Raw genomic sequence first — 12,423 nt, forward strand, 5'->3', positions numbered from 1 at the left:
TGGCGGGCCCGGTGCGGGCACCGCCTCGCATCCTGCCCTGTGCCGGGCCCGCCGCACCACAAGGCGCGGCCCAGGCCCCGGGCGCGTGGCCGCAGCGGAATACCGATTCGCTTTCCGGTCCCCGGCCGGGATACGGTGAGGGCACAACGACGCGGGGTGGAGCAGCTCGGTAGCTCGCTGGGCTCATAACCCAGAGGTCGCAGGTTCAAATCCTGTCCCCGCTACTCCTTGTCGGAAGGCCCGGTGCAGTCACACTGCACCGGGCCTTCCGCTGTTCCCGGTCCGGGTCAGCTGAACTCGAACCAGTTGAGGTTGACGAAGTTGCCGGAGACCGACTCGGTGAAGGTGACGTAGAGGGTGTGGCTGCCGCTGGGCGCCGGCGAGCAGCCGGTGCTGCTGGTGGTCCACGACTGCCAGCCGCCGGTGCCGCTGACCGCGACCGTGGCGAAGGGGGTCGCGGTCAGCGAGTCCAGCCGGAACTGGACGGTGCCGATGTCGCTGCCGGAGACCGCCGAGGCGAGCCGGAGCTGCAGGTTGCCGTAGCCGCCGGCGAAGTCGACACCGTCGTACCGGAGCCAGCTGGAGCTGTTGATCCAGCCGACGTCGTCACCGCCGCCGGTGTCCGCGGTGGCCTCGGTGCCGGTGCTGTTGGTGGCGCTGTACGCGGAGGCGGTGACCTTGAGCGGGCTGCTTCCGGTGGCGTGGACGGCCCCGACCGTGATGGTCAGCAGGGTGGGCGCGCCGTCCGAGACGAAGCCCGACTGGTCGGTGCCGCCGTTGGGGCCGACGTCGTCGTAGGGGAAGGCGTATCCCCGGTGGTCCAGCGCCACCGAGTGGACGATCCGGGCGTAGTGGTTGGTCTGGGCGTTGGTGTAGTAGTCGGCCGGGTTCTCGCCGTCGGGCTGGGCGGCGTCGGTCAGCAGGGTGGTGCGGTTCAGGGCCGCGCTGATCCGGGGGACCAGTGCGCTCATCTCCTGGGTGGAGACCGAGAACGGTCCGGAGGCGCAGCTGAAGATGTCGGCGCTGCTGGGCTGGGCGAAGCTGCCGACGCCGGGGAAGGTCAGCAGCCCGTTCACCACCTGACCGGTGACGGTCCCCCAGGAGCCCTGGGTGTCGACCGAGAGGGTGCTGGTCGTGTACTTCTGCCAGACCTGGTTCAGATAGCCGTCGAAGTAGCCGGACAGCAGGCTCGGGTTGTAGACGATGCCGTTGGTGGGGCTGAGCGCGCGCAGGTTGGCGCCGCCCGAGGTGACGATCAGCTGGTTCCAGCCCGCTCCGTCCACGGCCTGCTGGGCGGTGAGCCCGGCGCAGATCCGGTCGAGACCGCCGGCCGGCAGCCCCGCCACGGTCTGGGTCCCGGCACTGCCGGTGAGTTGCAGCGCGATCGGGATGCAGGCGAAGTCGACCATGCTGATGTTGGCGTAGACCCCGCCGTTGAAGGTGAGTTCGCAGAAGTCCCAGACGGTGTCGATATTGGCGTCGGAGGCGTTGGTGACCGAGGGCTCGACCAGTCCGGGACCGGGGTTGAGGAAGAACTGGAGCGGCGCGCCGATGGAGAACCAGACCCGGCAGCCGCCCAGATAGGGGATGGTGACGCTGGTGGGCGCGGATCCCGAGGCCCCCAGCGGGATCGCGCAGTCGACGGCCAGCGGGGTGCCGTCGGCGGCCGGTGAGGCCGGGTAGTACGGCGTCCGCCCGTCGGCCTGGAGCAGGAACAGGGCGTTGCCGTTGTTGAGTGCGGTTCCGGTGACATAGGCGTAGACGGTGTCGCTGCCGGTGGTGTTGGTCAGGGCGAGGGTCAGTGTCGAACCGGTGGCCCCGGCCCCGCTGCTGAGTGGGCCCAGCACGGCGGGGGCGGCCAGGACGACCGCCGAGGCGGTGAGGAAGGTTCTCCGGGAGATCATCTGCTGCTCCGGTGGCTGGCGGCGGGGGAGACGTTGAGAGCGCTCTCGGGAAGGGCGCGGAAAGTTGCGCCCGCGCCCTTCCCGAGAGCAGGGATTCCGTGGATCAGGGGAGGTTCCACGCCTGGTTGGCGTTGCCGCTGCAGTCCCAGATCTGGAGCTGGGTGCCCGGGGTGGTCGACCAGTTGGTGTCGTCCAGGCACTTGCCCGACTGCGGGTTGTACAGCGCCCCGTCCGACTGCGGCTCCCAGACCTGGGCGCCGGTGTCGTTGCAGTCGTAGAGGTCCACCAGCGTCCCGTCGGCGGTGCCGCCGGCGTCGATGTCCAGGCACTTGCCGAGGACGTGGAGGGTGCTGCCGGCCTGCACCACGGTCCACTGCTGGGCCGCCGTACCGTTGCAGGTGTAGACTTGGACCGGGTTGTAGTCGGCGGTGCTCGCCGAGCGGTCGTCGATGCAGAGGCCGCCGTAGCCGGTGATCGGACCGGTGCTCCCGGTGGTCCCACCACCACCACCGCTGCCGGTGGTCTCGTAGGCGGCGACGTAGGCCACGCTCATGGTGCCGCCGGAGGTGGTCGCACTGGTCGGCGAGGTGCAGCCGCAGACGCCGTTGGGGTAGCCGCCGCCCATGGCCAGGTCGAAGATGATCGAGAAGTTGTGGTCGACCGCCGCCTGCCAGGTCGCGGTGCCCACCTGGCTCTCGCTCACCGAGTAGAACTGGCTGCCGTCGAGGTACCAGGTGATGGACTCGTCGCTGGTGTTGGTGCGGTTCACGATCGCGGTGTAGGTGTGGTAACCGCTCTGGCAGCCCGAACACGACTGGAGCCCGCTGCCCAGCCCGTCCGTCTCGTTGCACGGACCGCCCGGGTCGGTGCCGCAGTGGAAGGTCCCGGAGTGCTCGGAGAGGGCGTTGACGTCCTCCAGGATGTCGATCTCGCCGTTCTCGGGCCACTGGCCCGGTCCCAGCATCCAGAAGGCGGGCCAGTAGCCGGTCCCGCTCGCCGGGCTGGGCTGCTCGATGGAGGCGGTGACCTCCAACTCGCCGCCGGCCGGGGCGCCGACATCGGCGGTGGGCGTCTGGATCCGGCCGGAGGTCCAGTTGCTGCCCGAGCCGATGGCCGTGATGTCCAGGTGGCCGTTGCCGTCCAGGTGGACGTTGTTGGTGGAGTTGGTCATGGTCTCGATCTCGCCGGTGCCGAAGTTCGAGCCGGGGCCGGTGTCGTAGATCCAGTTCGCCGAGTTGGGCGCGGTGCCGGCGGCGCCGCTGAAGTCGTCGCTGAACACCGTGGACCAGCCCGAGGGCGCGGAGGGCACGGTGTCGGCGCTGGCGGGCGTGGCCGAGAAGGTCACCATGGAGATCATCGCGGCGATCGGCGCGAGCGCGCCGACGAATGCGGTGCGCCGCAGCCGACGGCGCCTGTTCCTGGTGGTGTCGCTGCGCGGTAGTGCGGTCATGGCCTTGCTACCTCCGAACGTCTGCCTCCGCGTCCTGTACTGCCGCCGGCAGTCGTCGCAGGCGTGGAGAGCGCTCTCCCGAACCAGGTCGTGGGGCGACGGCCAGGTGCTGGAGTCGTCGCCCGGTTGCCTCTGCCGGTGGTGGCCGGGTTCCGGAACATGGTGGAACGATCATGGAAAACCGCTGCGCCGACAGGCGTGTGGGCACTGCCGCCCGAGGCTCTCCCGATCGGCCATCCGGAGTATGTGGTTCTGTCTGACAGCGCGTCAAGATGTTGCGACGAACTGATGACGAGGCAATGTCAATTACGCATCGGGCTCGGCATCGCAGCAGCTCGGGGCGGGTGCCGTCAGTGGTCTTGACATGTTTCAATCACTGCGTCACGCTCGCAGTGAGAGCGCTTCCAGGCGGGCCGTGAGTGCGCATCCGTGATGCCTGCACGACCTCCTCCGACCTGCCGCCCGGAAATCGATTCGCTTTCCGGTCCCCGGCCGGGATACGGTGAGGGCACAACGACGCGGGGTGGAGCAGCTCGGTAGCTCGCTGGGCTCATAACCCAGAGGTCGCAGGTTCAAATCCTGTCCCCGCTACTCCTTGTCGGAAGGCCCGGTGCAGTCACACTGCACCGGGCCTTCCGCTGTCTCCGGGACGGACGGTGCCCGGACGACGGTGACCGGGAGCTCCTTGTCTCCGACGGGGTGCGCTGCGACTCCGCCCTGCGGGTCGAGGGCGCGCCGCGGGTGGTCGCGGTCGGCGACGTCGCCCGCTTCGCCGACCCCCGGTACGACGCCACCGCCCGCCGGGTCGAGCGCTGGTGCATCCCGACCGACACCGCCGGGCACGCGGCCCGCACCCTGGTCGCCGCGCTGGCGGGGGAGGAGTCCGACGCCCCGGCGTTCGCGCCGCTCCCCTCCTTCTGGAGCGACCAGCGACCTCCGGCTGCAGTCCCTCGGCGCGCCGGGCCCGGCCGACGAGGTGCGGCTGCTGGAGGGCGGCGGCCGGGAACTGGTGGCCGGCTACTGCCGGACCGGTGAACCGGTCGGCGTGGTCGCTCTCGGCGCCGGCGCCGGAGCCGCCGCCGGCCGCTACCGGGCACGGCTGGAGGCCGCCGGCCGACGCGTCCCGGTCCGAGCGGACGCCGCGATCGGCAGTGGACTGTGGGAAACCGACAGTCCAGTGCCGATCGCGCTGTCGGCAGTCGATTCGTCGCCGCCGAGCGAATGCGGATAGCGTCGCCATGCGTACGCACCATGCAGTGACGTACCTGCACAGGCAGCCAGCTAGAGAGAGGTGGACCGTTGAGCCGCTCGGTTCTCGTCACCGGAGGCAATCGGGGCATCGGCCTCGCCATCGCCCGCGCCTTTGCCGAGGCCGGCGACAAGGTCGCCGTCACCTACCGCTCGGGCGAGCCCCCGGAGGGCCTCCTCGGCGTCCGGTGCGACATCACCGACGCCGAGCAGGTGGACCAGGCGTTCAAGGAGGTCGAGGCGGCCCACGGTCCGGTGGAGGTCCTGGTCGCCAACGCCGGCGTCACCAGGGACACCCTGCTGCTCCGGATGACCGAGGAGGACTTCACCTCCGTCCTGGACACCAACCTCACCGGCGCGTTCCGGGTCGTCAAGCGCGCCTCGAAGCTGATGATGCGGGCCCGCAAGGGCCGCGTGGTCCTGATCTCCTCGGTGGTCGGGCTGACCGGCTCGCCGGGGCAGGCCAACTACGCCGCGTCCAAGGCCGGCCTGGTGGGCTTCGCCCGCTCGCTGGCCCGGGAGCTCGGCCCGCGCAACATCACCGTCAACGTGGTCGCCCCCGGCTTCGTCGACACCGACATGACCGCCGTGCTCAGCGCCGAGCGCCGCGCCGAGATCGTCGCGGGCGTGCCGCTCGGCCGCTACGCCGATCCCGCCGAGATCGCGTCCACCGTGCGTTTCCTCTCCTCGGACGAGGCCGCATACATCACTGGAGCCGTCATTCCCGTCGACGGCGGATTGGGCATGGGTCACTGACCATCATGAGTGGAATTCTCGAGGGCAAGCGCATCCTCGTCACCGGCGTGCTGATGGAGTCCTCCATCGCGTTCCAGGTGGCGAAGCTGGCACAGGAGCAGGGCGCGGAGATCATCCTCACCGCGTTCCCGCGTCCCACCCTGACCGAGCGCATCGCCAAGAAGCTCCCCAGGCCCACCAAGGTGCTGGAGCTCGACGTCACCAACCAGGAGCACCTGGACAGCCTGGCGGAGAACGTTCGGGCCGAGCTCGGCGGTCTGGACGGGGTCGTCCACTCCATCGGCTTCGCCCCGCAGGACGCCCTCGGCGGCAACTTCCTGAACACCCCCTGGGAGTCGGTGGCCACCGCCGTCCAGGTCTCGGCCTTCTCGCTGAAGTCGCTGACCATGGCCTGCCTGCCGCTGATGGAGGAGGGCGGCTCGGTCGTCGGTCTGACCTTCGACGCCACCATCGCCTGGCCGCAGTACGACTGGATGGGCCCGGCGAAGGCCGCGCTGGAGTCCACCTCCCGCTACCTCGCCCGCGACCTCGGGAAGCAGAACATCCGCTGCAACCTGGTCTCGGCCGGCCCGATCAAGTCGATGGCTGCCAAGTCCATCCCCGGCTTCGACACCCTGGCCGAGACCTGGGACGGTCGCTCCCCGCTGAGCTGGGACGTCACCGACCCCGAGCCGGCCGGTCGCGGCGTCGTCGCGCTGCTCTCGGACTGGTTCCCGAAGACCACCGGCGAGATCGTCCACGTCGACGGCGGCCTGCACGCCATCGGCGCCTGACGCTCCGGCGGCACAGCTCCACCGCGAGGCCCGCACCGTCCGGTGCGGGCCTCGCGGCGTCTCCGGCGCCCGTCGGCGGGGTCAGCCGCGGCAGCTGGTCAGCGCGACCACGGCCTCCAGCGAGGCCTTCTCGCCGTCGCCGGCCCGGATGGCTTCGAGGATGCCGTCGTGGCTGACGTAGCGCTGCTCCACCAGGACCGGACCGACCGTCAGTCGCAGCTCGGTGCGCAGCACTTCGCCGAGGTCGGCGTAGAGCGCGGAGATCACCTCGTTGTGGGCGGCGGCCATCACCGCCTGGTGGAAGGCCGCGTCGGTCTGGATGAAGTCCTCGACGTCGCCGGAGCGCCAGGCGTCCTCCCGGCGGGCCAGCGCGGTGTCGAGCAGCTTGAGGTCGGGGGCGGTCCGGCGGGTCGCGGCGAGCCGGGCGGCGGCGGCCTCCAGCGCCAGCCGCAGCTCGGTGACCTGTTCCGGGTCGGCGTCGGCGAAGCGCCGGTGCATCACCCCGGCCAGCTCGCTGGTGGCCAGGACGTACGTCCCCGACCCCTGGCGGATGTCCAGCAGCCCGTTGTGGGCCAGCGCCCGGACGGCCTCGCGGACGGTGTTGCGGGCGACGCCCAACTGCTCGACCAGCTCGACCTCGGTCGGGATCCGTGAACCCACCGGCCACTCGCCGGAGGTGATCTGGGTACGCAGTTGCGCGATCACCTGGTCGGCCAGGGGCTCGCGCCTGGGCGAGGTCAGCGCCATGACTCTCCTACTGCTCCGTCGGGGAACCCCATCATCCCGCCTCCCGGGTCCCGGCCGCTGAGAACGGTCTCCGCAAAGTCATCCCATCATTCTATGATGTCGCCATGTCTGTCCCGGAGACCTCTTCCCCCGCCGTCCCCGAAGCGCCCGCGCCGCAGTCCGCGCCGCAGTCCGCGCCGCAGTCCGAGCCGCAACCCGCGCCGCAGTCCGCAGCCGGGCCGGCCGCGCCGCTGCGCGGCCGCTGGCTGCTGGTCGCGGCGGTCGCCGTGGCCGCCTTCAACCTGCGCCCGACCGTGGCCGCGCTCGGTCCGATGCTCGACCAGGTCAGGACGAGCCTGCACATGAGCGGCGCCGTGGCCGGCCTGCTCACCGCGCTGCCCTCGCTCTGCTTCGCCCTGGTCGGCCTGCTCGCACCCCGCGTCGCCCGCCGGTTCGGTCCCTCGGCGACCGTCTGCACCGGCATGGCCGCCGTCGCCCTCGGCCTGGCCGCCCGCGCCCTCGCCCCCGGCAGCGCCGTCTTCCTGCTGCTCAGCGCGCTCGCCCTGGCCGGGATCGCGGTCACCAACGTGCTGATGCCGGTGCTGGTCAAGCGCTACTTCCCGGACCGCGTCGGCAGCATGACCGGGCTCTACTCGATGTCGCTGTCGGTCGGCACCGCCGTGGCGGCCGGCTTCGCGGTGCCGCTGACCGGCGTGCTCGGCGGCAACTGGCGGGTCGGCCTCGGCGTCTGGTCGCTGGCCGCCGTGGTCGCGCTGCTGCTGTGGCTGGCCCAGTTGGCGCTCACCCGCCGCCGCGACGGCCTCGCGCCCGCCGCCCCGGCCGCGACGACCGGGCTGCGGATCACCCGCAGCCGTACCGCCTGGGCGCTCGCCGTCTTCTTCGGCCTCCAGGCCACCGCCGCTTACACCACCATGGGCTGGCTGCCGCAGATCTTCCAGGACTCCGGGATCTCGGCCACCGAGTCGGGCGTGCTGCTCGCCGTCACCATGGCGGTCAGCGCACCGCTCGCCTTCGTCATCCCGGCGCTCGCCACCCGCCGCCCGGACCAGGGGTACCTGGTGCTGCTGCTCGCCGCCTGCGGCTTCGGCGCCTACGCCGGACTGGCCTTCGCCCCCGCCGCCGCCCCCTGGGCCTGGGCGGTCCTGGCCGGCTTCTCCAATGCCGCCTTCCCGCTGACGCTCGCCATGATCGGCCTGCGGGCCCGGAGCAGCGAGGGGGTGGCCAAGCTCTCCGCCTTCGCCCAGGGGGTCGGCTACCTGCTCTCGGTGCCGGGGCCGATCCTGATCGGCGTCCTCTACCAGCGCGAGCACGGCTGGTACTGGCCGCTGGCGCTGCTCGCCGTGCTGCTGCTGGCCCAGGCCGTGGTCGGGCTGCGCGCAGGCCGGCCGTGCCGGATCGAGGACGAGCTCGCAGCGGCGGCACCGGCGGCGGCCGGAGCCGGGGCCGGAGCCGGGGCCGCGCGGGCAAGGTAAGGACCGGGTCAGGAGCGCCACCCCCGCCGCCACCGGGCCCGGCGAGGAGTGGCACACTCTGGCCCATGCCTTATCTCGAGCCCAACCCCACCGGGGGAAACAAGAAGCTCCTTCAGATGTTCGGCCTGATCGGCGGCATCATGGTGGTCATCTCGATCATCGCCACGATCGCCTCCTGGACCGGCTGAACCAAGCCCTTCCCCGGCGCGCGGACGAGGGCGCGCGCCGGAACGTTGTCCTACCCGGGGCCGGGTTTTCTGCCAAGCTGGCAGGTATGAGCGTCGATACGTCCCGCAGGATCATCGTCCTCCGACACGCCAAGGCCGACTGGCCCTCGGTGGCCGACCACGAACGGCCCCTGGCGGATCGCGGCAGGAGGGATGCCCCAGCCGCCGGGCGCTGGCTGGCCGGCACCGGCATCGTCCCCGACCTGGTGCTGTGCTCCACCGCCGCGCGCACCCGGGAGACCTGGAAGCTCTTCGCCCACGAGCTGCCGACCCGCCCACGCACGGTCTACGAGGAGCGCCTCTACGAGGCCGCCCCCGGACAGCTGATCGAGGTCCTCCAGGAGGTCCCTGAGGACGTCGCCACGGTGCTGCTGGTCGGCCACAACCCGGGCGTCCAGGGCCTCACCGAGGTCCTGGCCGGCGAGCACGAGGGCGAGACCCTGCCGGAGCTGCGCAGCACCGGCTTTCCCACGGCGGCCGTGGCGGTCCTGGCCGTCGAAGGCCCCTGGAAGGCACTGGAGCCGGGCGTGGCCCGGCTCACCACCTTCGTCACCCCGAAGGACCTGCCCGAGGACTGAAACGGCAGCGGGTGGCCCCGCCGGGGCCACCCGCACGGACCGCAGCGCCCGCTACAGCGAGGGCAGCGACGAACCGTCGGCGTCCTCGACCTCCTCGCGGGAGATGCCCAGCAGGTAGAGCACGGTGTCCAGGAACGGCACGTTCACCGCCGTGTCCGCGGCCTCCCGCACCACCGGTTTGGCGTTGAAGGCCACGCCGAGCCCGGCGGCGTTCAGCATGTCCAGGTCGTTCGCGCCGTCGCCGATCGCCACGGTCTGCTCCAGCGGCACCCCGGCCGCGATCGCGAACCGCTCCAGCATCCGCGCCTTGCCGGCCCGGTCCACGATCTCGCCCACCACCCGGCCGGTGAACCGGCCGTCCACCACCTCCAGCGTGTTGGCCGCCGAGAAGTCCAGGCCCAATCGCTCCACCAGGTCGTCGGTCACCTGGGTGAAGCCGCCGGAGACGATCGCGACCTGGTAGCCCAGCCGCTTCAGGGTGCGGATCAGCGTCCGTGCCCCTGGCGTCAGCCGGACCTCCGCGCGGACCTTGGCCACCACGTCCGCGTCCAGGCCGGCCAGCAGGGCGACCCGGGCCCGCAGCGACTCGGCGAAGTCGAGCTCGCCGCGCATCGCCGCCGCCGTGACCTCGGCGACCTGCTCCTCGCAGCCGGCGTGCGCGGCGAACAGCTCGATCACCTCGTCCTGGATGAGCGTCGAGTCGACGTCCATCACCACCAGCCGCTTCGCCCGGCGCTGCAGCCCCGAACGGACCACGGCGACGTCGACGCGCTGCGCCGCCGCCTCCACCGCCAGCGCGGCCCGCAGCTCCTCGGTCGGGACCCCGGAGACGGCCAGCTCCACCGCCGTGACCGGGTACTTCGCCAGTCGGAACACCCGGTCGATGTTGCCGCCGCAGGCGGTGACCCGGGCGCTGAGCGCGGCCACGGCGGCAGCGGTCAGCGGGTGGCCGAGCACGGTGACGTGCGAGCGGCCCTCGCCGCGCGGCCGGTTGTCACCGGTGCCGGAGATGACCTCGGCCTGGAGCCGCTGGCTCTCGGCCCACTGGTGCACGGTGGCACGCAGCTCGCCCTCGTGGGCGGGGGCGGTCACCAGCGCGCACAGCACTATCCGCCCCCGGGTCACCACCTGCTCGAAGTCGACGACGTCCACGTCGTACTCGGAGAGGGTGGTGAAGAGGCCCGTGGTGATGCCGGGACGGTCCTTGCCGAAAACCTTGACCAGCAGGGTCCTGGGCTCGGGCGCCTGGTCGTCGGGGCCGTGCTCGGGGTCGTGGTCGTGGTCGGGGTCGAGGCCGGGTTCGGATGCGGTGTCGGTCGCGGAGGAATTCGCGGCGGAGGCGGCCGCAGGGGCCGAGGGGCTAGCGCTCATGGTGAGCCCCACGCTACCGGGCCCGGAGCGCCGTTCCACGCACCGTCCCGCCTTGCGGACATCCCAGGTCAGCGGCCCGGCGGCAGCGGCGGTGGCGGGGGCTCGCGGGTCGGCCCGCCGCTGTAGGGGTTGACCGGCGGCGGGGGCGGTGCCACGGGCGGCGTCACCGGTGCGGCGTACGGGTTGGCCGAGGGGCCGGTGCCGACCGGCGGTGGCGGTGGGGTGGGCAGCGCCCCGTAGCCGGGGTCTGCGCCCCCGGTCCTCGATGCGCCCCCGGGCCCGTCCTGGGCCCTGGCTGCCGACGCGGTGGCCGGCGGCGCGGTGGCCGGCGGCGCGGTGGTGGTCGCCGGTGCGGCAGTCGGGCGGAGCGTCCGGCTCGGCCGCTTCCCGTCGGCGAAGCGGCGCACCAGCAGGGCGCCGAGGATGCCGAACACCACCCCCTCGACCAGCCCCAGCCCGGCCCCGGCCGCGAGACTGCCGCTGACGCTCAGCCCGGCGCCGACCGCCGAGAAGCCGAAGACCGACAGGTTGGCGTCGACCGACACCGCGCCCAGGGCCAGCAGCAGCGGGACGGTCACCGCCAGCGCGAGCCCGAGCCGCAGTCCCACCGCGCCCGCCTCGCGCAGCGCGCCCTGCGGCCGTACCGGGCGCGGGGTCCGGACGGCGGTGAACACCCCGGCCGCCAGCAGCAGCAGCGCGACGGCGACCGGCAGCAGCCACACCCGGCCGTCCAGCTGGGCCAGTCGGCCGAGTGTGATCGACCGGCCGTCGCCGTCCTTGAGCAGCAGGTTCACCGGGGAGGGCAGGAACTGCGTCAGCGGCCCGTCGGCCTTGCCGGTCAGCGGGACGGCCATGCCCAGCGGCACGGCCAGGGAGACCCCGTTCGGCGTACCGAGCAGTACCCCGCCGACCGTCTTCGCACCGCCGTTGCCGCTGAGCCCGACCACGATCCCGGACACCGCACCGGCCAGCACCGCTGCCAGCAGCACCGTGACCACGGCCGAGACCGCCGGTCGGACGGTCCGGCCGAGGTCGCCCCAGCCGCGGGGCAGCGGCACCCGCCGGGCTGCGAGCAGGGCGAGCAGCAGCACGGCCAGCAGCCAGAGCGCTCCCAGCCCCAGGGTGGTCGGCAGGTCGACCTTGAAGCCGACGGTGGGACTGGCGCTGTCGCCCACGGCACCGCTGATCAGCCCGCCGAGACCGCCCAGGCCCCCCAGGCCCCCAGGAGCCCGCCGCCGCTGCCGCCACCGCTCCCGCTCCCGCCGCCGACCAGCGAGTCGAGCTTGATCGCCACGGTGCCGTTGCCGGCCCAGGCGACCACCCCCAGCAGCACCAGGAACCCGGCCAGCGCCCCGGCGGCCCGGGTGGCCAGTACGGACGGGGCGAGCACCGGCAGCCGGTACAGCGGCCGGACGAAGAGCAGGCCGAGCACCACCGCGCCGACGAAGGAGACCCCCAGCGGCATGATGCCGACCGCTCCCTGGGCCCCGGCCGCACCGAGTCCGAAGACCGACAGGTCGCCTGACGGGCTGACAGAGCCGCCGACGCCCATCGCCACCAGCGCGGCGGTGAGCGCCGGTAGCGAGGCGTAGCGGTCGAGCCCGAGCAGGTGGGCGCCGAGGGCCGCGACGCCGGCCATCGCGGTGAAGGCCCAACTCACCGAAACCGCTGCCGACAAGAAGGACAGCAGGAGTCCCTGTCGCCGGCCGCTGCCCCTGGCCGGACGCACGTGCCCGTACACGGCCATCGCCATCGCCCCCCTCGACTACCTGTCAGGTTGCCACACGGTCACAGTCTCGAAGGCCGGTTCACCGAACCAGGCCGGAGCTGGAATGATTCCCTCCGACGTACGGCATCTCTAAGCTTCCCTCGTCATACGTGGACAACTCGGGGGACA

12 protein-coding genes and 2 tRNA genes are annotated in these 12,423 nt (G+C 72.4%); 8 read left to right on the forward strand and 6 right to left on the reverse strand.

What is annotated here, in order from left to right:
• Positions 1-150: 150 nt before the first annotated feature.
• Positions 151-224 (forward strand) — tRNA-Met (locus BS75_RS30150).
• A 63-nt stretch (positions 225-287) separates the two neighbouring features.
• Here BS75_RS30150 and BS75_RS30155 read toward each other — a convergent pair.
• Positions 288-1,904, reverse strand: coding sequence for a beta-1,3-glucanase family protein (locus BS75_RS30155; protein WP_034090522.1), 1,617 nt, complete (start codon positions 1,902-1,904; stop codon positions 288-290).
• 103 nt (positions 1,905-2,007) lie between these two features.
• Positions 2,008-3,354, reverse strand: a complete 1,347-nt coding sequence (locus BS75_RS30160; protein WP_034090523.1) for a ricin-type beta-trefoil lectin domain protein — start codon at positions 3,352-3,354, stop codon at positions 2,008-2,010.
• Between the two features lie 517 nt (positions 3,355-3,871).
• Between BS75_RS30160 and BS75_RS30165 the strand changes: the two genes are divergently transcribed.
• The 4 genes from BS75_RS30165 to fabI all read left to right on the forward strand — a co-directional run bounded on the left by BS75_RS30165 (position 3,872) and on the right by fabI (position 6,131).
• Positions 3,872-3,945: transfer RNA gene (locus tag BS75_RS30165), tRNA-Met, on the forward strand.
• 108 nt (positions 3,946-4,053) lie between these two features.
• Positions 4,054-4,389 (forward strand): hypothetical protein, encoded by a 336-nt coding sequence (locus tag BS75_RS48625; protein WP_152646258.1) that lies wholly within the window; start codon positions 4,054-4,056, stop codon positions 4,387-4,389.
• A 264-nt stretch (positions 4,390-4,653) separates the two neighbouring features.
• Entirely contained in the window at positions 4,654-5,358 is a 705-nt protein-coding gene (gene fabG / locus BS75_RS30180) for a 3-oxoacyl-[acyl-carrier-protein] reductase (RefSeq protein WP_034090526.1), read from the forward strand.
• Positions 5,359-5,363: 5 nt separating this feature from the next.
• Positions 5,364-6,131, forward strand: coding sequence for an enoyl-ACP reductase FabI (gene fabI, locus BS75_RS30185; protein WP_034090527.1), 768 nt, complete (start codon positions 5,364-5,366; stop codon positions 6,129-6,131).
• A gap of 81 nt (positions 6,132-6,212) precedes the next feature.
• Here fabI and BS75_RS30190 read toward each other — a convergent pair whose 3' ends face one another.
• Positions 6,213-6,878 (reverse strand): FadR/GntR family transcriptional regulator, encoded by a 666-nt coding sequence (locus BS75_RS30190; RefSeq protein ID WP_034090528.1) that lies wholly within the window; start codon positions 6,876-6,878, stop codon positions 6,213-6,215.
• A 104-nt stretch (positions 6,879-6,982) separates the two neighbouring features.
• On the opposite strand from BS75_RS30190, the gene BS75_RS30195 reads away from it, so the two are divergent.
• The 3 genes from BS75_RS30195 (at position 6,983) to BS75_RS30200 (ending at position 9,155) form a co-directional block, all read left to right on the forward strand.
• A complete protein-coding gene (locus BS75_RS30195) occupies positions 6,983-8,350 on the forward strand; it encodes an MFS transporter (protein ID WP_052069789.1) in 1,368 nt (455 codons plus the stop codon).
• Between the two features lie 65 nt (positions 8,351-8,415).
• Entirely contained in the window at positions 8,416-8,538 is a 123-nt protein-coding gene (locus BS75_RS51650; RefSeq protein WP_267970544.1) for an SGM_5486 family transporter-associated protein, read from the forward strand.
• 86 nt (positions 8,539-8,624) lie between these two features.
• Positions 8,625-9,155 (forward strand): SixA phosphatase family protein, encoded by a 531-nt coding sequence (locus tag BS75_RS30200; protein ID WP_042440589.1) that lies wholly within the window; start codon positions 8,625-8,627, stop codon positions 9,153-9,155.
• A 51-nt stretch (positions 9,156-9,206) separates the two neighbouring features.
• On the opposite strand, the gene serB is transcribed toward BS75_RS30200, so the two are convergent.
• The 3 genes from serB to BS75_RS44935 all read right to left on the reverse strand — a co-directional run bounded on the left by serB (position 9,207) and on the right by BS75_RS44935 (position 12,204).
• Positions 9,207-10,526, reverse strand: coding sequence for a phosphoserine phosphatase SerB (gene serB, locus BS75_RS30205; RefSeq protein ID WP_042440588.1), 1,320 nt, complete (start codon positions 10,524-10,526; stop codon positions 9,207-9,209).
• 68 nt (positions 10,527-10,594) lie between these two features.
• A complete protein-coding gene (locus tag BS75_RS43530; RefSeq protein ID WP_052069790.1) occupies positions 10,595-11,701 on the reverse strand; it encodes a streptophobe family protein in 1,107 nt (368 codons plus the stop codon).
• An 11-nt stretch (positions 11,702-11,712) separates the two neighbouring features.
• Positions 11,713-12,204: a streptophobe family protein gene (locus BS75_RS44935; protein ID WP_152646257.1), complete on the reverse strand. Its 492-nt coding sequence runs from the start codon at positions 12,202-12,204 to the stop codon at positions 11,713-11,715.
• Positions 12,205-12,423 lie beyond the last annotated feature (219 nt).

Origin of the sequence: Streptacidiphilus albus JL83, assembly GCF_000744705.1 — a bacterium.
GTDB lineage: Bacteria > Actinomycetota > Actinomycetes > Streptomycetales > Streptomycetaceae > Streptacidiphilus > Streptacidiphilus albus.